We start from the raw sequence: 25,098 nt of genomic DNA on the forward strand, positions 1-25,098 counted from the left end.
CATTTCCCAGGCTTACAAAAAGAGCTCAGACAGACCGTTCAATCCGGGGCGCAGGTGAATCTTATAATGGCCGTAGGTTCGGAGATACGATAGCGATTCACACTTTTGTAATCAGGAATGAGAATTCAGAGCCTTCAGCATATACTATTAAAATAATTGTCAGGTTTGGAAACGCACAGAGTTTTCTCAATCAACATCAGATATTGACATCAATATGAAAGAAAAAGAAAGACTGTCCGAGGTCTCATGGAAAAAATGGGGCCCCTACGTGAGCAATCGGGAATGGGGACTGGTGCGCGAAGATTACAGCGACAACGGAGATGCCTGGAATTATACGAACCATGATTCTGCTGAAGCAAAAACCTACCGGTGGGGCGAAGAAGGAATCTGTGGGATCTGTGATGATATGCAGAAACTGGTATTCTCCGTCGCCTTCTGGAATAAAAGGGACAGAATGGTGAAGGAACGTTTTTTCGGGTTATCCAATGATCAGGGAAACCACGGGGAAGATGTTAAAGAATACTTTTATTACCTCGATGCTACACCTACCCATTCTTATATGAAAATGTTGTATAAATATCCGCAGAATGCATTTCCATATGAAGATCTTGTAAAAACAAACGCTTCAAGAACAAAAGATGAACCTGAATATGAACTGATAGACACAGGGATTTTCGACCAAAATGAATATTTCGACATCTTTATCGAATATGCAAAAGAAAGTCAGACTGACATTCTGGTGAAACTTACGGTTGTCAACAGGTCCGAAAAAGAAGCTTCTCTTGTTATTCTTCCGACCGTCTGGTTCAGAAATACATGGAACTGGGGATATAATAACTATAGGCCCCAATTAAACTCAGAAGAAGCAACTACCATTAAAGTAGATCATCACGATTCAGACGTTAAAAACGTTTATGCCAAACAATCGCTGAAAACATTGTTCTGTGATAATGAAACAAATAATGAAAGGCTTTATCAGTCGACTAATACGTCGAAATATACAAAAGACGGAATCAATGAATTTATCATTAAGGGCAACTCCCAAGCCGTAAACCCGAAAGATATCGGAACAAAAGCAGCCTTCCTGATTGATGAAAATTTTGCCGCCTCAGAATCCAAAATATTCGAATTCAGAATGTCTGATAAGGATCTGAAAGAACCTTTTAAAGATTTTGATGAGGTTTTTAATTTGCGACAACAGGAATGTGATGAGTTTTATGCTGAAATCCAGCAGGGAATTCAGACCGAAGATGAAAAGCTGGTTCAGAGACAAGCTTTTGCAGGAATGCTCTGGAATAAAATGTTTTACCATTATAATGTGGAAAAATGGCTGAAGGGTGATCCTGAAGGCATAAAACCCTCAAAATCCAGAGAACAGATAAGAAATGACGGATGGAAGCACCTCAATAATGAGCATATTATTTCTATGCCCGACAAATGGGAGTATCCCTGGTATGCGACCTGGGACCTGGCTTTTCATGCCATCAGTTTTTCATTAATAGATCCTGATTTTGCAAAACAACAGCTGAAACTTTTTCTTTTTGAATGGTATATGCATCCTAATGGGCAGCTTCCTGCCTACGAATGGAATTTCAGCGATGTCAATCCACCGGTCCATGCGTGGGCCGTTTTCAGGGTTTTTAAAATTGACGAATATTTTAAGGATAAACCGGATATCGAGTTTCTGGAAAGTGCTTTTCAGAAGCTTCTGATGAACTTCACGTGGTGGGTCAATAAAAAAGACATCAATGGCAATAATATTTTTGAAGGAGGTTTTTTAGGACTTGACAATATAGGGGTCTTCGACAGGAATACGCCGCTTCCGAACGGTGAGCACCTGGAACAGTCGGATGGCACCAGCTGGATGGCGATGTTCGCGCTCAATATGATGAGAATTGCACTGGAACTGGCTCAGTATAATAAGGTATACGAGGAAATGGCGACGAAGTTTTTTGAACATTTCCTCGCCATTGCCAATTCTCTGGATAATATGGGAGACGAATGCTTCAGCCTTTGGGATGAGAATGATGAATTTTTTTATGATGCCATCTCCTCCGGTAACGGAAATCATATGTATTTGAAATTGCGTACAATTGTGGGGCTGATCCCCATGTTTGCCGTTGAGGTAATTGATGATGAAATGATAGAAAATCTTCCGAATTTTAAAGCCAGAATGAAATGGGTCATGGAAAACAAACCTGAACTGGCCGCTCTGGTGTCTCACTGGGAAGTAAAAGGTCAGGATTCAAAACATCTGCTTTCGCTTTTACGCGGACACCGTTTAAAAAGACTGCTTCACAGAATGCTGAACCCTGATGAATTTTTGAGTGAATATGGGATCCGTGCTTTGTCAAAAGAATATGAAAAAAATCCTTATACGTTAAATCTAAACGGAACGGATTATACCGTGAAATATACACCCGCAGAAAGCGACAGCGGTCTCTTTGGCGGCAATAGCAATTGGCGTGGTCCGATTTGGTTTCCGGTTAATTTTTTAATCATAGAAAGCCTACAGCGTTTTTTCTTTTATTACAGCCCCGATTTTATGGTAGAATATCCTACGGGAAGCGGAAATTATTCGAATTTGGATCAGATAGCGGAGTCCTTAAGCAAAAGGCTATCATCCATATTTCTGAAAGATGAAAACGGAATGCGGCCGGTGAATGGGCAGTATCCGAGATTTCAGACTGATCCGGGGTTCAGGGATTATATTCTTTTTTATGAATATTTTCACGGAGATAACGGGCGTGGAGCAGGGGCTTCTCATCAGACCGGATGGACCGGGCTCATCGCAAAGATCCTTCAGCCAAGATTTACCCGTAAAGACATTGCAGAAGCTGAAACGGAAATGCCGGATGATCCACGATAACTTTGACAAAGTTCTGTTCACGATCGTTATTCAAAGATCTGCTGAATGACCTCCAGCGATGCCGGAATTTTAAAATCAGTGACATGATAATGATAATAAACCAGCAGACTGTCTAAAAAATCTTTCCTGAAAGAAGAATGAATCTTAATCTGGTAAGGATTTTCGGTGATAAGAATATTTTTCCAGATCATGGAAATCTCTTCAGTAAACAGGGGATGGGTCGTATTTTGTGAGAATGTGCCGGTCTCAGGATCCAGGAAATTCCCCTGGTTGATCAGCGGGGCGACGCCCTGTATTTTTAAAATAATGACCAGAAAAATCAGGTGGGCCTGATAATTTTGATGCGACAGCTCCTCAATAAACTCCTCGATCCTGAAAAAAACATTTAAGTTCTTATTTTCGTTTCTTAGGACCTGGTTCAGGAAGTCTGAGATAAAAAAGATAACCGTAGTGCTTTTAATATCGTTGTAAATATCATTGCTTTTTACCAGTTCCAGTCTGGAAACAGACTGGATACCATTGCCTCTGCCCGGGTTAACCGAAAAGTTAAGCTTATTTAAAGGCAGCAGCAGTGCTTTTTTTTTATTTTTTTTGGAATAGATACCTTTCAGAAAATAGGTCTGATAACCGTCCTCCTCTGAAAAGCAGTGGAGGACGGCATCATTTTCACCGTATTTTATGTAAGATAGTAAAAAACTGTCTTGTGCATTCATTAATTGACCACAGCTATTTTTGCAGTAGCTTTATCGGAAGCATCTTCATTGGTCATCAGTACAAAATAAATTCCAGAAGCTACTCTCTTTCCTTTGTTATTATTAAGATCCCACTCGTAGTATCCGCCTCTTGCTACGGCAGCATGTACTACATTTCCGGCAGCATCTGTAATTCTGATATTGGTTTTTTCCGCTAAACCTTTAATGGTTACTTTTCCTTTGAAGTTTGAATAGACCACAGGATTCGGATATACCAGTACATTTCCAAATCCGGAAGTTACATCAGCGACATCTCCCTGATAGACCATAACGCCATCCAATGTCACAAAATATACTTTTCCGGTTTTACTGTCGACTTTAATATCCGTTACGCTGTTGGTGGGCAAAGGTGAATTTTCCTTGGTAAAGTGTTTTATGGTCTGCTCGCCTGTTGCAGACATATAATATACACCACCGCCATCTACAGATACCCACTTGTGATTTCCGGAATCTGTTTCAATCTGTAGAATCGTATTATCCCGGAATAATTCTTCGGCAATACCGTTTTGTTCAATGACAATGGCCTCCGTTTGCGGGGAAGCTTCCGTAATGGCCGATTTCGGATTGGAAAGAATCCTTAATCCACCCCGGGTTCCGATCCAGACGTTATCATCTTTATCTACAGAGGCAGAAACTGTTCCGCTCGCCGGCAGATTATTACTTTTATTGATAATTTTTAAAGGGGTAGAGGTAGAAGTAGGATTGCTGCCATACTGCTTCATAATTAAGCCGCCGGGATCAAAAAACGGACTTGGAATATAAAGAATCCCGTCTTTGGTCAGGGGTTTCAGTACATTTCCGCCTGCAATGACAGGAACAGTCGCAAAGTCGTCTCCGCTTCTGTTATAGAAATAATATCCTGTATTTGCTGTTTGGTTTTCGATCACTCCTAATGATACAAAAAGCTGATTGTTTTCGTCAAAAGCCAATCCTCCCGGACGATTGTAGTTGCTGTTGGAGTCATTATTTTTATATACTTTTTTGAACGTATTATTTTCCATACGGTAGATCCCCTTTTCGTTGGGACGCAAGGAATAGTTCACAAAGAAAACTTCACCCGCATTGGATGGGTTGGGTGCGACATCCAGAATATTGAAAACAATAGGATTGTTGATAAAATAATCAGGATAATTCCATTTTCCGCCGTCGAAATGATAATAACCCAGATTTCTGTAGCTAGGGGCATTATAACTTTCCATACTGCCCGTAGAGATCCATATCTGGTCGTTTAACAACGAAATTTTATAAGAAGTATTTTTATAAGGTCCGTCCGGTCTGAAAAGATTATTGGTCTCATCTTTAATTCCTGATAATACGGTTCCTGCATAAAGCCTTCCGCCAATGGTTGTCGACGTATTACATTCTTCACCAAAACTTGCTGCAGCAAGAAAATTTCCGTTGGTATTGAAGGTATAGGTCCTGTTCTGGTCTGTTACGATAATATTACTGGGGTTAATCACCATATCCCGCACAGCGGTAAAAGTCTGCGAAAGGGGCGTTGATACCCCGTTATTATACAGATAAGCCGTAGTTGCCGACGAATAAACCAATGCTGATTCAGAATCGATATGCTTGAAATTTCCCGGCATTTCCGTTGTCCAGGTTGTGAATACAGGAAATGTGGTATTCAGTTCGTGGCTTTTTAAACCCGTATTGGTAACGGCAAATACTTTGTTTCCGAGAATGGTGGCCTCATTGCTGGCTTCATAGACCCCTGCCGTAAGAAAAAATGCAGAGTCTTTAAATTCCTTTTTCTTTAAGTCAAATATAGAAACCCCATAGCCTACAGAAATGATCGCCTGATCGCCTGTAATAGAGATATGATTGATCTTTTTGGATCCGCTGTATCCTGTTGCAATGGGAATATCAACAATATATGTGACACCGTCCGGAGTAATGACATCCAGCGATCCGTTCTGATATCCTACCAGTCCTGTTTTGGTCTGCGGATTATAGTCAAAAGCAGAAATTTTCACTTCATGTAAGCCATTGGCTTTGGATAACTTTGTAATTTCTCCTGATGAAATTGTATAATAAAATATTCCGTTCTCTGTAGCGGCAACAATTTTTCCGTTGTCTTCCTTCATCGCCAAAACATTATTGTAGGAGAAAAGATCCTGCCACTTTTTAGAAGAAATAATTTGTGCTTGTACCGATGGCAGTGACGCCAGAATACCAAGAGAGATTAAAAGTTTTTTCATATTATGCTATTATGCTGCTGTCAATAACCTGATTATTCCAGGAAATATGTTTTACGTTTTTATTAGAATCGAAGAAAAAGTCTATTCTTCCCAAAAGAAGCCCGGCCCAGCCTACCTGGTTTACCAGGACATTTTTACCTTGCCGGTTGATAAAAGTCTGAGGTTCCGGCAGGAAGGTGTGGGTGTGTCCCCCTAAAATAAGGTCGATGTTTTCTGTTTTAGCCGCCAGGACTTTATCACTTATTTTATCGGACTCATCCCTGTAATCGTAGCCAATGTGCGAAAGACAGATCACAAGATCACACTTCTGTTCATTTTTGAGGTAGTTGGAATAATGCTGCGCGACCTCTACAGGATCGGAATATACGGTTTCTCCATATTGTTTTTTGCCAACCAGTCCCTCAAGCTCAATGCCTACGCCGAAAAGGCCTACTTTGATGCCGTTTTTACTGAAAATCTTATAAGGGGAAGTCTTTCCGTCAAGAACGGTATTTTTAAAATCATAATTCGAACAGATAAAAGGAAATTTCGCGTTTGGCAAAACCTTTAAAAACCCGTCCAGGCCGTTATCAAAATCATGATTTCCCATGGTGGAAGCATCATACTTCATCATAGACATCAGTTTAAACTCCAGCTCACCCCCGAAAAAATTGAAATAAGGCGTTCCCTGAAAAATATCACCGGAATCGAGAAGCAATACATTACTTTCCTGATTTCTGATTTGCTGAATCAGACTGGCTCTTCTTGCGAAACCACCCTGATTCGGGTTTTTGGTATAGCTTGCATCAAAAGGTTCTATCCTGCTGTGCTGGTCATTGGTATGAAGAATAGTCAGTTTACGGGCAGATTTTAAATCAGGAATATTCAACCCTTCTGCCATCATCATATTGGGAGCTAAGGTCATCGCTAAAGTTCCGCCACCTATTGCTTTTAAAAACTTTTTTCTATCCATTACTTTTTGCCGATAAAATTTAAACGAACCTCTGTACTTGCATTCACCTCAGGATTTTTCTTAAAATAATCGATAAATAGATCTCTCATTTTCAATCCTGTCGGAATAGATTCTCCTTTTGCGAAAAATTTCATGTTGTCACCACCTAAAGCCAGGTAATCAGACGTTGCGATATAATACTCCTGATTTGGGTTTACCGCTTTTCCGTTGATTAAAGATTTCGCAGATAGTCCGTTATTGGTTTCAATATATAAATGAGAAACCGGATTATTGACCTGGGTTTTTGCGTAATAGTCAAAAAGTCCTTGTAAATCGGTTCCTTTCATTTTTACAATGACGATTTCATTTTCAAAAGGCATTACTTCAAAGACGTTTTTGAGTAAAATATCACCCTTTCCGATCGTAGTTCGGATTCCTCCGATATTGATCAGGGCAGCATCTACGTTTTTCTGAAGGTTTTTTTTCGCCCATTCATCTGCGCCATCGAAAGTATAATCTGCTAAAAGATTGCCCAGATTGCTGTTGTCGCCCTGTTTGGTAAGATCCGTACTGGTATGAGATATCTTCTGATTCATTTCTCTGTCCAGCTTTTGCTTATAGGGTTCGATAAATTTTACAAACTCCTCATCATTCCTCAGCTCATTATTAATAGAAATATTTTCCTGAGCCTGCACATAGGCTACCTGTAGCGGAGAAGCCGTCTTACAGGCAGAAAGTGCAGCCAGAGCAATTCCCAGTAATAAGAATTTATTTTTCATATCATCTTTTAGTATATGCAAATATAATTATATGTATAATAAAACATTCTTATTTATTATAAATTCTTATCGTAAATTATTAAATTTGACAAAAATAATTTTAACAGATGAGCATTTTAAAAGGAGTAGGTGTTGCGTTGGTAACACCCTTTAATGAAGATTTATCCGTTGATTTCGACAGTTTAACGAAACTTGTGGAATACAATGTCGAAAACGGAACCAGTTATTTAGTTGTTTTGGGGACTACAGCAGAGGCAGCAACGCTTTCCAATGAGGAGAAGAAACAGGTGGTAAATCATATCATTAAGGTGAACAGTAAACGCTTACCTTTGGTGTTGGGAATCGGTGGGAATAATACGCTTGAAGTTAAAAGACAGATCGAGGAAACAGATTTATCGGAATTCGAAGCGGTACTCTCTGTATCTCCTTACTATAACAAACCAAATCAGGAGGGTCTTTATCAGCATTATAAAGCATTGGCTTCTACAGGTAAAAATATTATTATTTATAATGTTCCTTCAAGAACAGGACAAAATGTGGAGGCGGAAACGACTTTGCGCTTAGCCAATGAATTTCCGAATTTATTCCTGATCAAAGAGGCGTCACCCAATATTCTCCAGTATTTTGATATCTTAAGAAAGAAACCCGAAGGATTCTCTCTTGTTTCCGGGGATGATGAATTCACCCTTCCTGTAACACTGGCGGGTGGTGATGGTGTAATTTCTGTGATTGGACAGGGGTATCCAAAAGAATTTTCTTCCATGGTACAGTTAGCTTTCGAGGGAAAAGTAAAAGAAGCCTATGCTATTCACAATAAGCTGGTGGATATTACACGATTAATTTTTGCTGAAGGAAATCCTTGTGGAATTAAAGTAGTTCTAGCAGAAAAGGGAATTATTAAAAATTACCTGAGGCTTCCTCTGGTTCCTGCCTCGGAAGGACTGTATGCTAAAATTAAAGCTGAAATGGCAAAAATTGCCGGATAAGACAAACTGAAATTTCCTGTGAAATTTTCAACATTACAATGAGATTTAAAGGTGGAAAGTCCGTTACTTTTCACCTTTTTTCTATACCATTGTTTCTTTAGAAATATTTAAGATTCTGTATTAACAATAGACAAAGTTTAAAACAATGAAATTTATAAAAGCAACAGAAAATGATATTCCTCTGATTCAGGACCTGGCAAAAAGATCCTGGGAGAATGCTTATGCAGATATCCTGTCTGCCGGACAGATGGAGTATATGCTGAGAGCCATGTATTCACACGATGAAATTGCCGGCCAGTTACGGCATCCCAATTATCATTATTATTTAATTCAGGATGACATGAATGATGCCTTTGAAGGCTTCATCGGATATGAAAATCACTATGAAGACACAACGACAAAGCTTCACCGGATTTACCTGGTACCCGGGAGTAAAGGAAAAGGTCTTGGCAAAAAAGCATTACAGTTTTTAACCCAAAAAGTTTCGGAAAATCAGGATACAAGAATTATTCTGAATGTCAATAAATACAACCCTGCAAGAAAATTTTATGAATCTCAGGGATATACAATATATGATGAAGGTGTTTTTGATATTGGTAACAACTATGTCATGGACGATTATCTGATGGAATTCATAATTCACATGGAATAGACTTAAAATTCTGTAACATTATCCTGTAATTCTATAACAAGTGATATTTAATTTTGTCAGATCTTTGTATAAGAACCAAATCACCTATAACAATACATTCATATGCTTGGTTTAAGCTGTAAAGCTTTTTATCAGTATATTTTTTTCATCCTTAGTGTTTAAATTCCTGTATTTCATTATGCAGGAATTTTTTTGTGTTTAAAAGGAAAATACAGAAAGATTTTCTATTTCACGCTGATATGAAATAAATTAGTATATTTACGAAGAAATTTAGACACTCAATCAGGATGAAAATGTATGTAAAATTTGATTTCAATGCTCTTTGCAAAAAGATATTGGATGAAAAGCTTAAAGAGCACGGCTTAAAATACCGACTGCTGAATTTTGGAGAAGTAGAATTTTATGAAACGCTCACTCAGGAGCAGCATAAAACTTTTAAAAAGAATCTTGAAGATTACGGTATTGAGATTATTGAGAATCAAAGATCGACTTTGGTTCAAAAAATAAAGGATATTATTGTAAAGCTGGTTTTTTCAGAAGAAGTAATACCGGTGAAAGCTTCTATCTATATAGCGGAAAAATTAAATCACAGCTACGGCTATCTTTCAAATTTATTTTCTGAGGTTACCCATACCTCTATAGAGAATTTTATTATCCTTCAGAAAATTGAACATGCCAAAGAACTGATCATAGGAAATAAGCAGAGTCTTACAGAAATTGCTCATAAGCTGAATTATTCCAGTGTTGCTCATTTAAGTACGCAATTTAAAAACACCACAGGAATTACCCCTTCGCAGTTTCATCGGATTGTAATGAAAAAGAGAAAGGCAAAAAGTCTCATGATTACTTCGCAAATGAATTATGAATAGGGAATTTCTGAATGTTATCCTTGCTGATGACGACGAAGCCGGCCAAATTCTTCTGAAAAGTATATTTAAGGAATTAAAAATAGAGATCATGGTTCAGTGTTTCCAGAGTGAGATACAGGTAATGGATTATCTGAACAGTACAGAGGGTCGCATCCCTGAGATTTTACTGCTCCATAATACGTTATCGGGAGGAATAAGTAAAGAATCTATTCAGGAGATCAGATCAGAAGTGAGGTTTGGCAATATGATTATCGCAGTTTATGGTGAAAATCTTCCTGAAAGTGAAATAGAGGATTTCTTTGTAGCCGGTGCGCATGTTTTTATCAGAAAACCTAATACCTATGCAGATCTTAAAAAGATCGTTTCAGATGTAGTTGCCGTAATATGGCAGTACCAGACCTCAGGACTTAATAGAGATAATTTTATTCTGAAAATTTAAAGACTTCAATATAAATACGGTCTGTTCGTTCATCAGGTAGGAATATATTCGTAACATAGTATTCACACAAAGGTGAAAATTGTGTAATTAATTATTGAAATCATATAAAGATTATTTCCTCAGGTATCATCATTTTTGTAACGACAGACAAGCAATGCGAATAAAGCATTTAAAGACAGGTAAATAAAAAAAATAGTTGTTTCAGTATTGAAACTGAATTATATAGATCACAATGTTAGTTAAACAAAATGAATTATATCACTTTCCAATTGATAAGCGCAGAAGATCTTTAAACAAAACGGTACAATCATGAAAACTCGTAAGTAGTGACGGATTTTAATGTGTTCATATTAAATATCCTTTATCGAAAGCCTGTTAGTTTTTATAATAATGATTGGAAACATAATTCATTTTGTTTTTTATTTTAGTCGTCACCCGGGTTATTACCATCCTTGATATTTATATAAATTTTGTGAATATAGGAACCATAGCTAATAAATTGAAATAGTAATTTCTTCTAAATAACAGTTTTATAAGGGGGGCCGCGTGAAGAGAATCTTTGCGCGGTTTTTTATTTTAAGAAATCTTGCTCCATTTATTTTTCCCTTTATAATATTTCAGATAATAACTTTTAATAGCAATGTGATCAGGTCTGTTGAGATGCGGGTCATTTTCAAGAATTTTCTCTACCGTTTTTTTTGTTAGTTTTATAATAGCCGAATCATGAACAAGATCCAGTCTTTTAAAATCTACCACTCCGCTTTGCTGAGTACCCAGGATGTCGCCGGGCCCGCGCAGCTGCATATCAACTTCAGATATTTTAAAACCGTCATTGGTCTCGGTCATGGTTTTTATCCTGGTCCTGCTGTCGGAAGATAATTTATCGGAAGTCATCAGAATACAGTAGCTCTGTTCCGCACCACGACCTACGCGCCCACGGAGCTGATGAAGCTGTGATAAACCAAATCTTTCAGCACTTTCTATCACCATCACCGAAGCGTTCGGAACATTTACTCCAACCTCAATTACAGTGGTCGCCACCATAATTTCCGCTTTTCCGGAGGCAAAATAATTCATAGCCGCATCTTTTTCATCAGGTTTCATTTTCCCGTGAAGCATGGTAACATTATATTTTGAAAAATTATCCATTACGTTGTCCATTCCTTCCATCAGGTTTCGGTAATCTAATGTCTCAGATTCTTCTATCAGGGGATAAACAAAATATACCTGTCGTCCTTTCTGAATTTCCTCCCGGCAGAAATCATAGACATACGCCCGATCTTTTTCTCTTCGGTGAGCCGTAATAATAGGTTTTCTGCCTACCGGCATCTCATCAATCACGGAAACATCAAGATCAGAATAGAAACTCATAGCCAGCGTTCGGGGGATGGGCGTTGCAGTCATTACCAGAATGTGTGGGGGAATTTTATTTTTTGCCCAGAGCTTGGCTCTCTGTGCCACCCCAAACCGGTGCTGCTCATCAATAATGGCTAATCCCAGATTTTTAAATTTTACTTTATCCTCCAGAATGGCATGGGTACCCACCAGAATGGAAAGTTCACCGTTTTCAAGTTCCTGGTGGATAATTTTTCTTTGGGAAGCTTTTGAAGAACCGGTCAATAACCGTACGTTGATACCGGTTTCAGCCAGAAGATCTTTAATTCCGTTATAGTGCTGTTGGGCAAGAATTTCAGTAGGAGCCATCATACAGCTCTGAAAACCGTTATCCATCGCGATAAGCATGGTCAGTAAGGCAACCATTGTTTTTCCCGAACCCACATCGCCCTGTAAAAGTCTGTTCATCTGGACCGGTCTTTTCATATCCAGCCGGATTTCCTTTAAGACCCGTTTCTGAGCACCGGTAAGCTCAAAAGGCAGATGGTTTTCATAAAAACCGGTAAAATATTCACCCACAACGGGAAAAGGATTCCCGAAATTATGGGTTTTATGGTGAAGCTTCTTCAGTCCGTATCCTAACTGGAAAAAGAATGATTCTTCAAATTTTAATCTGTAATTGGCTTTTTCAAAATACTCCATATTTTTGGGAAAATGAATATTTAAAAAAGTATGCTGTCTTGATAAAAACTTAAAATGTCTGATCATATAGTCAGGCATATTTTCCTCAATAAGATTAGGAATCTCTTTGCAGATGTTTCTGAGAACATTCTGGAAAAACCTTTGGTTTAATCCTCTTTTGGTCAGTTTTTCAGAACTTGGATAGATGGGTTTCAGACGGCTGTCACTTTCTTTTTTTTCTTCAACTTCAATCTCCGGATGCGGCATTGAGTACTGATTGTTAAAAACATTAATTTTTCCGAAAATAAAGACTTCTTTGTTGACCGGAAGTTGTTCCTTCAGCCATTTTGAATACTGAAACCATACCAGATCCATCGATCCTGTATCATCCCTGAACTTGGCAGCGAGTCTTTTTGTTTTACCAGTCTGGATCTCCTGAATATTTGTAATTTTTCCTTTCAACTGGACATCAAGGTTTGATTCCTGAAGCTGGGAAACGGTATATACCTTATTTTTATCCAGATAACGGATAGGGTAGAAGTTCAGAAGATCTTCTACATTGGAAATAGCCAGCACATTTTTGATGAGTTTGGCTCTGTCCGGGCCGATGCCCTTTACATATTCTATGGAAGTTTCTAAAGTCATTTTATCTGAGACCCGGGATTTCAGATCAAAGTTTGAACGGAAAATTAAAGCCCGAATTTCGGTAAAATAAAAAAGACTTCCAAAAAAATTGAAAGTCTTAGTTATATATTTTGAGAACAGACCTAAAAAACAATGGATTAATCTTTAATTCTGGATTTGAACTTCTTCTGGTAATCTTCCCACTGTGGTCTTGTTTTTATTTTTTTATAAAGGTCTTTGGAAATCAATTCTAAATAAGGTTCCAGTTCTTTTGCAGACAGCTCCCCCTGAAGAATGGTAATAGGTCCGCCGCTTTCATCAAGAAATACAGTGCTTGGAACAGCACCCACATTCATATATTGGGTGAATTCGTGAAGGGAGTTTTTACCTTTCTTGTGTTCTTTATCTGCGTTGGCAAAAGTTCTTCCGAAAATTTCAACGGATTTTTTTTCTTCTGCATTAAATTTTACGGGATAAAAATTTTCATTTAAAATATCAGCAATCACCTGATGTCCGTATGTTTTTTTGTCCATTATTTTGCAGGGTCCGCACCATTCTGCGTAGAAATCAATCAGGATCTTTTTAGGATTTTCTTTCTGTGCCTGTAAAGCCTCTTCAATCGTCATCCACTTTACCTGGGCAAAACTGAGACTTAACCAAAAAATGCAGATTATGCTTATTATTTTCTTCATGATTGGATATTTAAGTAAAAATAAGCATAATTTACTTATCTTTATTTTACCTCCTGCATTAATTTTCTTACATAAGGAGAGATCAAAATTAACACTACGCCCGCAATCACAGCGTATAATCCCAATTGTTTATATCCATCGGTATAAGTGATAAAGGCATCATAATTGGTCGATCCTTCTTTAGCTGTGGCTAACCCCGCCCCGATAATTCCTGCTACATATTGTCCGTACGCCGAAGCCAGAAACCACATGCCCATCATCATTCCCTGCAGATTTTTGGTAGAAAGCTTGGTCATGATGGATAAACCGATCGGTGACAGGCACAGTTCTCCTAAAGTAATAACCAACAGGGCAATGGTAAAGAAATTCAATGAGGTGATCCCTGAAGGTTTACGAAAAGTCTTGTGGCAAATAATACATAATATCCTAATCCGAGGAAAATGAATCCAAGACCGAATTTGATAATGGTGTTGGGTTCTATTTTTCGCTTATTGAGCCAAATCCAGAGCAGACCGATAAGCGGAGCGAGGAAAATGATGAAAAATGCACCTCCGGAATTGTTAACCCCGTTCGGATCTAACCCTAAAAGATCTTTATTTAAATTTTTCGCTGCAAAAATACTTAGCGAACCTCCGCTCTGCTCATAAATTCCCCAGAATAAAATGGAGAACAGGATGAAGACCAGTGCCGCCCATAATTTTTTACGTTCCGACGGCGTTACTTTTGTCATCTCGTAGAATAAATAGACCAGGGTTAATGGTCCTATTGTCCACATAAAATAATCAGTATATTGGGTTTTTGCCACCATGATCATGATGATGGGAACAAAAATTAGTGATAAAACATAAACCCCATACTCCTGCCATTTCGGGATTGGAGAAGATTTGGTTTCATGATCAGGATGACCCGGCTGAAGGCCTATAGATCCTAAACTTCTTTGGGTAAAAACAAAATTAATTAAACTGATCACCATAACGATAGCTGCAAATCCAAAGGCAAGATGCCATCTCAGATCTTCGGGAATATAGCTGGCAAGAATTTCTCCTTTTCCGATCGCAATACATAAATATCCGCCCAATAAGGCTCCAAGATTGATTCCGGCATAAAAAAGTGAAAAGCCGGCGTCTGCCCTTGAATCATTGGGCTTATAAAGCTGTCCTACCATAGAAGAGATATTCGGCTTAAAAAATCCGGTTCCTACCACGGTAAATGCAATTCCCAGGAAGAAAAATTTGTGCGGATCTGTTGCGAGAATCAGACTTCCCACAATCATTAAAAGTCCGCCCCAGAACAGAGATTTTCTGAAGCCTAAAATTTTATCGGCAAATAACCCTCCGATAAATGTAAAAGCATACACAAAAGCCTGCGTCGCACCATATTGAAGATTGGCTTCACTTTCGTGAAAATTGAGTTGTGAAATCATAAAGAAAACCAACATTCCTCTCATTCCGTAGAAACAGAAGCGTTCCCACATTTCAGAGAAAAACAGACTCCAGATTTGCCTAGGGTATTTTCCTTTGAAATTTTGTATTTCATCTAAAGTTAAGCTCATAATGATCTATGATTAATTTAATTAGGGGTTTTATAGTCTTGTTGATCGAGTTCAAAACGAATTCTGTCCTGATCAATAATTTGTTTTAATTCTTCTTCTTTGGGAAGATACAGAAGATACTTGCTGGCGAAAAGATTATTTTTGTCATTAAGAACCGAATACTTTACAATGGTTTCATCTTTTTCGGAGCACAGTAAAATTCCGATCGTCGGATTATCACCTTCACCGCGTTTCAGATCGTCATACATTCTTACATACATGTCCATCTGGCCGATGTCCTGATGTGAAAGTTCGCCGGTTTTCAAATCGATAATAACGAAGCATTTTAAGATATAATTGTAAAAAACCAGATCGATATAAAAATCTGAAGTATCTGTGGAAATATGCTGTTGTCTTGAAACAAAAGCAAAGCCTTTCCCAAATTCCAGTAAGAATTTCTGAATATGATCGATAATAGCCGTTTCAATCTCTTTTTCGGAAATTTTTTCATCGGTTTTTAGTCCCAAGAATTCAAAAATGTAAGGATCTTTTAAGACACTATGAATCGTTTCGTCGGTGTTCTTTTTATGTTCCAGAACTCTTTCATAAGCGAGAGAACTGATCTGTCTTTTCAGGTCCCGGGAATTCCAGTGGTTTTGAACAGATTCATTGATATAATAATTCATTTTATCTGAATTATCAAGCTTTATTAATAATCTGTAATGGGTCCAACTCAATTGTTGACGCAATGCGTCAACAATTGGAAATGCAGTATAAAACTTACGCATATTGGAAAGGTTCGTGTAGTCAAAGCCTTTTCCAAATTCTGCAGTCAGCTTTTTTGAAAGGTTTTTTAAAGTAAATTTTCCGTACGCTGCACGTTCTTTTCCTTTTTGTTCATCTTCAACGATGAGTTTTCCGATTTGCCAATACGTAAGCAAAAGAGTAGAATTCGCCATTCGAAAAACTTTTTCGCGCGATTGGGTAATAAGCTCTCTTACTGATTGAAATAAAGAATCTTCGGAAATTTCCATCTTACGAAAATAAAAAAAACCTCTGACTTGGCAGAGGTTTTCATTGTATTTTATTAATGCAGTTAGTTTACACCGTGCATCATTTTCTTTAAAATAGGAGAGATTAAAGCTAAAATTACAGCAGCAATACCACACAGTACCACGAATACCATAAAGAATTCGAATAAGTTATGGATCTCAAATCCGGCGAACGTAGGGTTTGCCAAAGGTAACTGAGCCTTTTCAAAAGCGGCCACCTGATTTGCATTTAAGGTAACCTTTTTATCTAAAACATCCTGAAGATTTACCCCGATTTCCTGTGCTTTGGAGAATTTATCGCCCGTAGCCGGAATCAATGCTCCCAGCGATCCTGCCAATGCATATCCGGCAGCATTGGAAATAAAGAATACTCCATATAATAAAGAGGCAAATCTTTTTGGAGCCAATTTACCTACCAATGATAAACCGATTGGTGATAGACAAAGCTCCCCGCAAGTTTGAATGAAATATAAAAGCATTAACCATTTAATAGCCAATAAACCAGAATTTCCGAGATCTTTTACGTTGTGTGCAATGATAAAATAACTTAATGCAATCAAAGCCAAACCAATCGCCTGCTTCATAGGAGATACCGGCTCCTTTCCTTTAGCTCTTAATTTATCCCAACACAGACTGAAAGGTACCGCCAATAGGACAACGAAGATACCGTTAAAAATCTGAACCATGGATGGAGGCATGTTCCATCCGAAGATGTTTCTGTCTGTTTGATTATCTGCAATAAATGTTAATGAAGAACCTGCCTGCTCGAAAGCTGCCCAGAAGAAAATAATAAAGAATGATACGATATAAATTACCCAGATTCTCTGTTTTTCCACCTTGTTTTCAGCAGAGCTCATAATTAAGAATGCTAAAGCAATACCGGCCGCATAAATGAAAGGATAAATAACTCCTTTGATCAGCTGTCCCATTTCTACTGCTTTAAACCCGAATTCTCCCACCAGTAAATATCTGAAAGCGAAGAAAAGAATAACAAAGATACCTCCTGTGATCCCTAATGACGCTCCGGAGAATTTTGCCGTCTGAGTTTCACCTTCTTCAAAATCTGCACTTGTATTGTTTTTAGGTAATCCGCCGATAGGTCTTCCTTCAGGGGTTACGACATATTTGTTTTTAAGGATAAAGAAGGTTATTGTTCCGATTACCATCGCAATGGAAGCCGCTAAGAACCCCCACTTAAAAGCGAAAATATCTCTTACTCCTGTCGCAGCATCCTTAACGTCTCCTACGTACGGACAAATAAACTGTCCTAAAAACGCACCGATATTGATTCCCATATAGAAAATCGTAAAAGCGGAATCCAGTTTTGATTTTTCCTGCTTAGGATAAAGACTTCCTACCATCGAGGAAATATTTGGCTTAAAGAATCCGTTACCGAAAATAATAACGAATAAAGCCAGCCACATGATCGTTTTTGCACTTCCTAAGTCAGCTGAAAAGCTTGATGCGCTGATGAACAGTAAAAACTGCCCGATGGCCATTAATGAACCTCCGATCAGGATCGCGTTTCTGTTTCCGATATATTTGTCAGCAATGAAACCTCCCAAAAGCGGAGTAAGATAACATAAAGCTAAAAATCCGCCATAGATGATCGCTGCATCTGCTTCTTTTATTAGTAAGGAATTTACCATGAAGAGCGTCAGAAGTGCTCTCATTCCATAAAAGTTGAAACGCTCCCACATTTCTGTTCCGAAAAGTACCCACAATCCTTTTGGGTGTCTGGAACTTCTTTCTACAATTTCATCCGGCTTAGGACCTAATGCTTGAGTATTATCCATTTTTATTGTTAATTTTTGTTAAGACTGACAAATATAGTTTTTTTTGTGTTTTCAGCAAGATTTTAATTTTATATTTAAATAAAAAAGCTGCAGACCTATTCTACAGCTTGATTTTCTTTATGTTTGTAAAATTAGTGTCCTTTTTCTTTCATGATTTTGTTGAGTCTTTTTAACATCGATAGCCCCAATAGTGTGGCAAATATCAACAGCGCAAAGTTCACAAGGAAGTAATTCATCTTATTGTCGTAGCTGTACCAGGTGCTTGCTAAAATCCCTGAAAGTTTATTACCTACGGAGTTAGCCAGGAAAAAGCCTCCCATCATCAGTGCCGTAATTCTTGCAGGGGAAAGTTTGGAAACAAATGAAAGACCCATGGGAGAAAGGCAAAGCTCACCGACAGTAATAACTCCATAACTGGCCACCAGCCACCAGGGCGAAACTTTCACTGCGCCGTTATCTCCGGCCCAAACTGCCAGCACCATGACCAGACAGGACAATCCTGAAATAAAAAGTCCCAAAACAATTTTTGTAGGGGTCAGAGGTTCTTTCCCTTTTCTTCTTAACAGGGCCCAGAACCCCACGATAAGTGGTGTTAATGCGATTACCCAAAACGGATTGATCGATTGAAACAGTTCTGTATTGTAAAGATAAACTTTCTTTTCAGGGTTGTTTTCCAATTCTGCACGCTGTTCATGTGAGATGTTTTTAAAATAGATGTCTTTGCCCTGTTCTTTGATGGTATTTCCGTCTTTATCTTTTTGGGACTGATACTGATCGTCATACACAGAAACTTCCTTGTCTTCATAACCTTTCCCGTCAACCATATAAATTCCTTCCAAAGGTTTCTCCAGAGCTGCGGGCACACTTCTGTCGGTATAGTAATTGGCCCATCTTGTCAAAGCTGTTCCGTTCTGCTTGAAGACAGCCCAGAAAAACATACTGATCAGAAAGACCGATAACAGAGCTCCGATGGATGATTTTTCCTGGGGTTTTGCTTTAAAATAAAGAGAAGCATAAAAATAGATGACAGGAACGCAGGCAAAAATAAAGGCATCCGTACTGTCGCTTCCGAAAATATTTCCCGGTATAACCCAACCGATCACTCCTGCAATGATAGCCGGCAGGAAAACCTTAATCATAATCTCAGAAAGCTTTGTATCACCTTCCTGTACTGGTTTCATCTGAGCAGCATGGATATAGTGCTTTCTTCCAATGGTAAAAATAACCATCCCGATGAGCATCCCGACTCCGGCAGTGATGAAAGCTTCGCCCCAGCCGAATTTATTCCGCATAAAGGCTGCAATGATATTACAGATAAACGCTCCGATATTGATTCCCATATAAAAAATATTATATCCCGAATCTTTATTGGCCTTATAAGGTTCTTCTGAATATAAATTTCCCAACAGGGTGGAAATGGTAGGCTTAAAGAATCCGTTTCCAATGATAATCAGAGCTAAAGAAGAATAAAAAAGCGTCAGATCTTTAAATACCCCCATCCCGATATATCCGGCAGCCATTAAGATTCCCCCAAGATAAATAGACTTTATATATCCTAAAACCCTGTCTGCTAAAAACCCGCCGATAAAAGGGGTGAGATAAGTCAGGGCAATATAGGTTCCGAAAATATCATCTGCTGTTTTGTCGGGAAGCCCAAGTCCGCCTTTTATTCCGGTAGGTTCAATAACATACAGAACAAAGATTCCGAGAATGAGATAGTACCCGAAACGTTCCCACATCTCTGTGAAAAACAGAAAGGGAAGGCCTTTAGGATGTTTAGTCTTCATATAATCAAATTTCAAATTTCTCAAAAATAAGTTTTTAATTTCAATTGATAAAATAAATAATATTAAGCAGAAATGATAAGTGAAATGAATCCAGTATTCCAATGGTGCATTCGGATGATAGAGAACAATTCTGATTGATTTTACAATTTCTATGGTTTATATGTGCGAATAAATGTAGAATTCCGATCGGGAACTGGGATGAGAAAGAAAGCTTCTGATCATTTAAAATTTGTATTGTTTATGTACAGATAAATTGCATAAAAAACACAAGCGTATTTCTCCTGGATGTGATATTAGTTTTCTAGTTTCGGAGTGTCAATAGTGACAAATAATCATTAAAAAAAACCATTATGAAAAATTTAAAAAAACTTTCGAGAACAGATTTGAAATTTATTGAAGGAGGTTTTGTAGAAGAGAATAGCGAAGGAGGACGCTATAAATGTTGTTCTAATAACAGCGATGCATGTAGTGAATGTGTTTATATCAGGTCCAGACCTAAATGCAGTAGCGGATCTTATCCTGTACCTTGTTAAAAACAAACGAGGCCGTCTCACAACTCGTGAAAACGGCCTTTTTAATGAGTTTTCCTGTACCCTATACGAGAAGGGTTTTCTCAACCTACATCATTGAGTTGTGATACACCTTCCTTTATTGTTAAAATTAAATATATGTATAGTTATAGTAATCTTAAATATATAATAATTTTCGTCTTTTGTATTTTCCCCCTTGTTTCTGCCCAGAAATATCGTTTCGTATATACTTATGCCTCTATACCTGATACCCTGAATAAAAACCATATTATCAATGAGAATATGCTTTTGGAGATTGATAAGGAAAAATCTGTTTTTATCAGTCAAAAAAAGATGATTTCTGACTCTACCATGATCGAAGATGCTAAAAAAGAAATTATAACAATGCCGGATGAAAATATTAATACAAGGTATATTGTTATAAAAAAATATCCTGATCTTAAAACCTCTTTAATAACAGATGAATTTTCAACATCCTATAATTTTATTGTTTCTGACGACAGGTCCTTAAACTGGGTTCTTCTTCCTGAAAAAAAGACTATTAGGACTTATGACTGTCAAAGAGCAGAAGTAGATTTTGCCGGAAGAAGATGGATAGCCTGGTTTACGGAAGAAATTCCATTTAATGATGGGCCATATAAATTTAGAGGTTTACCAGGGCTAATCGTAGAAATTACAGACACTACAAATTCCCACAGCTTTCACCTTCAGGGAATGAAAAAGGTAACGGATAACTCTATCTCAAATATAATCGATGAAAAAGAGAAACCCCGAAATTTTACTTTGAAAGATTTCGTTAAATTTTATAAAGAATATCGCAGAGATCCTGTCAGAGAATTCAGACAGAAAGCTTTGAGTGGCGATATATATTATGAGTCAGAAGAAAAAAGACAGGAACATATGAGATTAGTAGAAAATCTCAGAAAAGAAAGATTAAAAAAAGATAATAATATTATTGAGATTGATTTGTTGAGATAATTGAGGCGTCTGAACGGTCATTTCCAAAAACATTTTCCTGGAATAATGTAAAAGAACCACCTCTTAATCTGGATTACTCTTCAGTGACTTTTAATTTATTTTTTAATTCCTCGTTTTCTTGTTTGAGAAGTGCATTTTGCTCTTTTAGAATAGTAATATAATCTTGTAAACTATCTAACAATACATTTGGTATATTAAAATGTTGATTATAATAGTTGCCTGAATGATCGTTAAAAGTCGAGTTGTCATTGTGTACCATTTTCAATTCTTTCTCTTCTTTGATATCTTCAACCGGTACTTCAAGAGCGTCAGCCAACTTTTGCCATTCATCATCATGAATTTTTACTTCTCCTCTTTCTTTGCGGGAGTAATTGGATGGATCTGTAGAGAGTATCTTAGCCATTTTTTCCTGAGACATACCTTTTTGTTTACGTAAGTTTCTAAGTTTTTCGTGAATCATCATTAAAATGTTTTTTACAAATATGCAAAACATGTAACTATTCTGCAAGAAAATTACAGGAAAAATGCATGAGTCATTTCACAGTCATTTGATTTTTGTTTTTAGATTTGGAATGTCAATAGTGATCAATAATCATTAAAAAAACTATTATGAAAAAAAATGATTTAAAAAAATTGAAAGGGAGCTTATCCAGAAACGAATTGAAAACAATCAGAGGAGGCGTAGTAAGGGAGGATCCATATGATATGGGTTGTGCATGTATAAAAGCAACTTGCTATGTTATGTATGGTAATGGTGATTGTCATTGCAATGATACTCCTGAAGGCTTTTGTTGCCCTACTAAAAGTTTATAAAACATATACAGATTCTGCAAGAAAATTGCATAAAAAATACAAGCGTATTTCTCATAGATGTGATATTGGTTTTCTAGTTTCGGAGTGTCAATAGTGACAAATAATCATTAAAAAAAACATTATGAAAAAATATGATCTGAAAAGCATGAAAGGAAGCTTGTCGAGAAATGAGCTTAAAGTAATTACAGGTGGGAGAGCATCAATAGAAGAAGCAGGATGTGCTTGCACAAATGCAGCTTGTGCAAATACCCATGGCGGGAATGGTGATTCTTACTGTAACGGCACTTTCTGTTGTGGATAACTGACCAGGTTATCAAAAATGGCAACAGGAAACTGTTGCTGTTTTTAAATGTAAAAGATATAGTAAATGACACGCAAAAGTTACACTGCAGTTATCGATTATTTAGCCCACAATAATATCCCGATAGATCAGGATGAATTTGAGCTTCAGTTGGAAGGGCATCCCGATTTCCCGAGTCTTCTGGCATTTTCCGATGCCTTGAATTTTTTCAGTATTGATAATTACAGTTATAGAATAGAAAATAATGAAAAAGATTTCTTACCGGAAGATTTTTTGGCTTTGGTAGAGAGGGAACTGGCTGTTGTAAAACATACAAATGATCAGTTTACTGTAAATGGTACTATAGAACAGGATTTTCTTACAAAATGGGAAAATATCATCCTTGTTGTAGAGCAGGAAAAATCTGTAGCACCAAAAATTAAACTTAATTATTCCTACGTTAATTGGGGAATTGTCATCCTGTTACTGGTCTTTCTGCTGGGATATAATTTCTCTGATGGAATTTTGAAATTAATATTTGTCTGTACTTCTGTAATAGGTTTTATTATGGGATTGGAAGCTTACAAAAAGACGCATGGAAAAGGAACATTTATTCCGGTAGGTGTATGCAGAAGCAACTATTTAAATACAGATTGTGATCTGGTATTTAATTCAAAAAAGTGGAAAATTTTCTCGAAAATAGATTTGTCTGAGATTTCATTGCTGTTTTTTACCGGTCAGATCACCTGTTTTATTCTCTTTTCACTGTCAGGAAATACCGGATTCTTTTTTCAGGTTTATCAATATGGTTTGCTGGCATTTATCCCTATGGCTATGATATCTTTATACTATCAGATATTTAAGGTTAAAAAATTCTGTCCGGTCTGTATGGTGATCATCGCCTGCGTACTGACCCAACTGGCAGCCGCTAACTTTATTTTTTTCAGTCATACAGCTGTCAATATTCGTGCAGTGATCCTATTTTTAATTGGAACTCTGGGCGCAATGATTGTTTTGCTGAATCTTAAAGCTAAGGATGAAAGCATTCAAAAAAATGAGTATATCATCAAGAAAAGTCTGAAGTTCAGGAGAAATTATCAGTTTTTTAAAAACAATCTGTCTTTTCAGAAGAAACTGAGTAATACTGATTTTTCGGGCGCTTTTGTTTTTGGAAATGAGAATGCTGAACACAGCTTAACCTTTGTTACCAATCCTTTCTGTAAGCACTGCAAAGATTTTTATCCAGTTTTTATGAAACTGATCAAAAAATATTCTGCCGATCTGAGAATCAATATTTTCTTTGATGTAGATCTCGGCAGGGATGATCCCGATAACAGAACCGTTCATCTCAACCTAACCAATATTTATCTTAAAAGCGAAAATAAGGCAGAGTTTCTGGAAGCTTTGAGCAATTGGTATGACGTCCAGGGATATAGTGAAGACAAAAGCGGATGGTACAGAAAATATTCAAGATACTTCGAAAGCTCGGAAACCGCCCTTGAGGTACTGAAAAATCATGAAAAGTGGGTAAGGAGCAATAACATCCATTTCACCCCAAATATTTTTATCAATAATACGGAATATCCGGTACAGTATGAACGGGCAGATCTGGAATACTTTATCCCGGAAGTTCTATCTGAAAATTAAAATCAACTATGAAAAACATATTTTTTTTCCTGCTGGGAACGGTTATGTTCTTTTCTCAGAATAACAGGTTCATCTACGAAGTGAAATATAAGAAAGATTCAACATCAAAAGAGATCACAAGGGAAAATTACTATCTGGATATTACAAAAGAAGATATCGCCTATTATAACAGACTGATTTATATCAGCGATTCGACATATAGTGCTACAGGCCGATATCCGTTAAAAGGGAACAGGCTCACATCGTTTCTCATCAAAAAAAACAAAAGCCCCATCTATCAAAACTATGAATATATCGGGGATGCAAACTATTATAAATTAACAGAAGAACCAAAACAACAATGGATTATTACAGACAGTATAAAAAATTCAAATAGTTTTCAGGTTCAAAAAGCAGTTGCAGAGTTTGGAGGGAGAAGCTGGATTGCCTGGTTCACCCGCGATATCCCAATTCCTTATGGACCTTATAAGTTTAACGGGTTGCCGGGATTAATTATGGAATTATACGATACCAGAAAGGACTACTGTTTTAAGGTGATTAAAAGTGAAAAAATACTGAATGATTACCAGCGTTATTCATTAAATGCCTCTATATCCAGGGCAATACCCGTAACTCAGAAAGATTTAAACAAATTAAGGCTGGACCTCTATTCTAATCCCTTTAAATATGCATTCAATGGAGTATTAACGATACCGGAAGGAAAAAAACTGCAATTGGATGACGGTACGGTACTCTCTAAAGAGCAACTGAAGCCTGCCGAAGCCAATGAAAGGAAAAAATTGAAATCTTTTAATAACCCGATAGAATTGGACACAGCCGTGAAATATCCGTAGTACTGAAAAGAATACATCACAACCTTTGCATGACATATTTA

Annotated in this window: 21 protein-coding genes and 1 pseudogene; 11 read left to right on the plus strand and 11 right to left on the minus strand. The window is 37.4% G+C overall.

The genetic code is table 11. From position 1 onward, the window contains the following. The first annotated feature begins 214 nt into the window (after nt 1-214). A complete protein-coding gene (locus tag ODZ84_RS18670) occupies nt 215-2,869 on the plus strand; it encodes an MGH1-like glycoside hydrolase domain-containing protein (protein ID WP_266173897.1) in 2,655 nt (884 codons plus the stop codon). 26 nt (nt 2,870-2,895) lie between these two features. On the opposite strand, the gene recO is transcribed toward ODZ84_RS18670, so the two are convergent. From recO to ODZ84_RS18690, 4 genes are read right to left on the minus strand one after another with little or no spacing between them, the layout of a single operon-like run. Further along, a complete protein-coding gene (gene recO, locus ODZ84_RS18675; RefSeq protein ID WP_266173898.1) occupies nt 2,896-3,582 on the minus strand; it encodes a DNA repair protein RecO in 687 nt (228 codons plus the stop codon). Then, nucleotides 3,582-5,822 carry a type IX secretion system anionic LPS delivery protein PorZ gene (gene porZ / locus ODZ84_RS18680; RefSeq protein ID WP_266173900.1) on the minus strand — a complete coding sequence of 747 codons (2,241 nt, stop codon included), beginning with the start codon at nt 5,820-5,822 and terminating at the stop codon, nt 3,582-3,584. Before porZ ends, recO begins: the two co-directional genes overlap by 1 nt. A gap of 1 nt (nt 5,823) precedes the next feature. Continuing rightward, nucleotides 5,824-6,774 (minus strand): bifunctional metallophosphatase/5'-nucleotidase, encoded by a 951-nt coding sequence (locus ODZ84_RS18685; RefSeq protein WP_266173901.1) that lies wholly within the window; start codon nt 6,772-6,774, stop codon nt 5,824-5,826. Further along, nucleotides 6,774-7,532, minus strand: coding sequence for a 5'-nucleotidase C-terminal domain-containing protein (locus ODZ84_RS18690; RefSeq protein WP_266173902.1), 759 nt, complete (start codon nt 7,530-7,532; stop codon nt 6,774-6,776). The genes ODZ84_RS18685 and ODZ84_RS18690 overlap by 1 nt, the downstream gene beginning before the upstream one ends. A gap of 107 nt (nt 7,533-7,639) precedes the next feature. Between ODZ84_RS18690 and dapA the strand changes: the two genes are divergently transcribed. The 4 genes from dapA (at nt 7,640) to ODZ84_RS18710 (ending at nt 10,478) form a co-directional block, all read left to right on the plus strand. Then, complete coding sequence (dapA, locus tag ODZ84_RS18695) at nt 7,640-8,518, plus strand: 4-hydroxy-tetrahydrodipicolinate synthase (protein ID WP_266173904.1); 879 nt, start codon at nt 7,640-7,642, stop codon at nt 8,516-8,518. Between the two features lie 145 nt (nt 8,519-8,663). Continuing rightward, on the plus strand, nt 8,664-9,170 hold the full coding sequence (locus ODZ84_RS18700) for a GNAT family N-acetyltransferase (protein WP_266173905.1): 507 nt from the start codon (nt 8,664-8,666) through the stop codon (nt 9,168-9,170). 287 nt (nt 9,171-9,457) lie between these two features. Further along, nucleotides 9,458-10,039: a helix-turn-helix domain-containing protein gene (locus ODZ84_RS18705; RefSeq protein WP_266173906.1), complete on the plus strand. Its 582-nt coding sequence runs from the start codon at nt 9,458-9,460 to the stop codon at nt 10,037-10,039. Beyond that, nucleotides 10,032-10,478: a response regulator gene (locus ODZ84_RS18710; RefSeq protein WP_266173907.1), complete on the plus strand. Its 447-nt coding sequence runs from the start codon at nt 10,032-10,034 to the stop codon at nt 10,476-10,478. The genes ODZ84_RS18705 and ODZ84_RS18710 overlap by 8 nt, the downstream gene beginning before the upstream one ends. 576 nt (nt 10,479-11,054) lie before the next feature. On the opposite strand, the gene recG is transcribed toward ODZ84_RS18710, so the two are convergent. The 6 genes and pseudogenes from recG to ODZ84_RS18740 form a co-directional block, all read right to left on the minus strand. Then, nucleotides 11,055-13,163 (minus strand): ATP-dependent DNA helicase RecG, encoded by a 2,109-nt coding sequence (gene recG, locus ODZ84_RS18715; RefSeq protein ID WP_266177404.1) that lies wholly within the window; start codon nt 13,161-13,163, stop codon nt 11,055-11,057. A gap of 113 nt (nt 13,164-13,276) precedes the next feature. After that, a complete protein-coding gene (locus tag ODZ84_RS18720; RefSeq protein ID WP_266173909.1) occupies nt 13,277-13,810 on the minus strand; it encodes a thioredoxin family protein in 534 nt (177 codons plus the stop codon). A 41-nt stretch (nt 13,811-13,851) separates the two neighbouring features. Beyond that, a pseudogene (locus tag ODZ84_RS18725) lies at nt 13,852-15,362 on the minus strand (peptide MFS transporter). A gap of 17 nt (nt 15,363-15,379) precedes the next feature. Then, on the minus strand, nt 15,380-16,375 hold the full coding sequence (locus ODZ84_RS18730; protein WP_266173910.1) for a PDDEXK nuclease domain-containing protein: 996 nt from the start codon (nt 16,373-16,375) through the stop codon (nt 15,380-15,382). A 62-nt stretch (nt 16,376-16,437) separates the two neighbouring features. Continuing rightward, complete coding sequence (locus tag ODZ84_RS18735; RefSeq protein WP_266173911.1) at nt 16,438-18,189, minus strand: peptide MFS transporter; 1,752 nt, start codon at nt 18,187-18,189, stop codon at nt 16,438-16,440. A gap of 131 nt (nt 18,190-18,320) precedes the next feature. Further along, on the minus strand, nt 18,321-19,976 hold the full coding sequence (locus ODZ84_RS18740) for a peptide MFS transporter (RefSeq protein WP_266173913.1): 1,656 nt from the start codon (nt 19,974-19,976) through the stop codon (nt 18,321-18,323). Between the two features lie 350 nt (nt 19,977-20,326). Between ODZ84_RS18740 and ODZ84_RS23705 the strand changes: the two genes are divergently transcribed. Further along, a complete protein-coding gene (locus ODZ84_RS23705) occupies nt 20,327-20,509 on the plus strand; it encodes a bacteriocin-like protein (RefSeq protein WP_408612351.1) in 183 nt (60 codons plus the stop codon). A 135-nt stretch (nt 20,510-20,644) separates the two neighbouring features. Then, nucleotides 20,645-21,484, plus strand: a complete 840-nt coding sequence (locus ODZ84_RS18745; RefSeq protein ID WP_266173914.1) for a GLPGLI family protein — start codon at nt 20,645-20,647, stop codon at nt 21,482-21,484. 73 nt (nt 21,485-21,557) lie between these two features. On the opposite strand, the gene ODZ84_RS18750 is transcribed toward ODZ84_RS18745, so the two are convergent. Beyond that, a complete protein-coding gene (locus ODZ84_RS18750; protein ID WP_266173915.1) occupies nt 21,558-21,947 on the minus strand; it encodes a helix-turn-helix domain-containing protein in 390 nt (129 codons plus the stop codon). Between the two features lie 146 nt (nt 21,948-22,093). Here ODZ84_RS18750 and ODZ84_RS18755 point away from each other — a divergent pair, with 146 nt between their 5' ends. The 4 genes from ODZ84_RS18755 to ODZ84_RS18770 all read left to right on the plus strand — a co-directional run bounded on the left by ODZ84_RS18755 (nt 22,094) and on the right by ODZ84_RS18770 (nt 25,057). Next, a complete protein-coding gene (locus ODZ84_RS18755) occupies nt 22,094-22,297 on the plus strand; it encodes a hypothetical protein (RefSeq protein WP_266173916.1) in 204 nt (67 codons plus the stop codon). 121 nt (nt 22,298-22,418) lie between these two features. Continuing rightward, on the plus strand, nt 22,419-22,598 hold the full coding sequence (locus tag ODZ84_RS18760) for a hypothetical protein (RefSeq protein WP_266173918.1): 180 nt from the start codon (nt 22,419-22,421) through the stop codon (nt 22,596-22,598). Nucleotides 22,599-22,664: 66 nt separating this feature from the next. Next, a complete protein-coding gene (locus ODZ84_RS18765) occupies nt 22,665-24,224 on the plus strand; it encodes a vitamin K epoxide reductase family protein (protein WP_266173919.1) in 1,560 nt (519 codons plus the stop codon). Nucleotides 24,225-24,232: 8 nt separating this feature from the next. Continuing rightward, entirely contained in the window at nt 24,233-25,057 is an 825-nt protein-coding gene (locus ODZ84_RS18770; protein ID WP_266173920.1) for a GLPGLI family protein, read from the plus strand. Nucleotides 25,058-25,098: the final 41 nt, after the last annotated feature.

It is taken from the genome of Chryseobacterium fluminis (assembly GCF_026314945.1).
Taxonomy (GTDB): Bacteria; Bacteroidota; Bacteroidia; order Flavobacteriales; family Weeksellaceae; genus Chryseobacterium; species Chryseobacterium fluminis.

Coding starts and splice junctions, on each gene's coding strand:
- ODZ84_RS18670 (WP_266173897.1), top strand. CDS start 215: ATGAAAGAAAAAGAAAGACTGTCCGAGGTCTCATGGAAAAAATGGGGC.
- recO (WP_266173898.1), bottom strand. CDS start 3,582: ATGAATGCACAAGACAGTTTTTTACTATCTTACATAAAATACGGTGAA.
- porZ (WP_266173900.1), bottom strand. CDS start 5,822: ATGAAAAAACTTTTAATCTCTCTTGGTATTCTGGCGTCACTGCCATCG.
- ODZ84_RS18685 (WP_266173901.1), bottom strand. CDS start 6,774: ATGGATAGAAAAAAGTTTTTAAAAGCAATAGGTGGCGGAACTTTAGCG.
- ODZ84_RS18690 (WP_266173902.1), bottom strand. CDS start 7,532: ATGAAAAATAAATTCTTATTACTGGGAATTGCTCTGGCTGCACTTTCT.
- dapA (WP_266173904.1), top strand. CDS start 7,640: ATGAGCATTTTAAAAGGAGTAGGTGTTGCGTTGGTAACACCCTTTAAT.
- ODZ84_RS18700 (WP_266173905.1), top strand. CDS start 8,664: ATGAAATTTATAAAAGCAACAGAAAATGATATTCCTCTGATTCAGGAC.
- ODZ84_RS18705 (WP_266173906.1), top strand. CDS start 9,458: ATGAAAATGTATGTAAAATTTGATTTCAATGCTCTTTGCAAAAAGATA.
- ODZ84_RS18710 (WP_266173907.1), top strand. CDS start 10,032: ATGAATAGGGAATTTCTGAATGTTATCCTTGCTGATGACGACGAAGCC.
- ODZ84_RS18720 (WP_266173909.1), bottom strand. CDS start 13,810: ATGAAGAAAATAATAAGCATAATCTGCATTTTTTGGTTAAGTCTCAGT.
- ODZ84_RS18730 (WP_266173910.1), bottom strand. CDS start 16,375: ATGGAAATTTCCGAAGATTCTTTATTTCAATCAGTAAGAGAGCTTATT.
- ODZ84_RS18735 (WP_266173911.1), bottom strand. CDS start 18,189: ATGGATAATACTCAAGCATTAGGTCCTAAGCCGGATGAAATTGTAGAA.
- ODZ84_RS18740 (WP_266173913.1), bottom strand. CDS start 19,976: ATGAAGACTAAACATCCTAAAGGCCTTCCCTTTCTGTTTTTCACAGAG.
- ODZ84_RS23705 (WP_408612351.1), top strand. CDS start 20,327: ATGAAAAATTTAAAAAAACTTTCGAGAACAGATTTGAAATTTATTGAA.
- ODZ84_RS18745 (WP_266173914.1), top strand. CDS start 20,645: ATGTATAGTTATAGTAATCTTAAATATATAATAATTTTCGTCTTTTGT.
- ODZ84_RS18750 (WP_266173915.1), bottom strand. CDS start 21,947: ATGATGATTCACGAAAAACTTAGAAACTTACGTAAACAAAAAGGTATG.
- ODZ84_RS18755 (WP_266173916.1), top strand. CDS start 22,094: ATGAAAAAAAATGATTTAAAAAAATTGAAAGGGAGCTTATCCAGAAAC.
- ODZ84_RS18760 (WP_266173918.1), top strand. CDS start 22,419: ATGAAAAAATATGATCTGAAAAGCATGAAAGGAAGCTTGTCGAGAAAT.
- ODZ84_RS18765 (WP_266173919.1), top strand. CDS start 22,665: ATGACACGCAAAAGTTACACTGCAGTTATCGATTATTTAGCCCACAAT.
- ODZ84_RS18770 (WP_266173920.1), top strand. CDS start 24,233: ATGAAAAACATATTTTTTTTCCTGCTGGGAACGGTTATGTTCTTTTCT.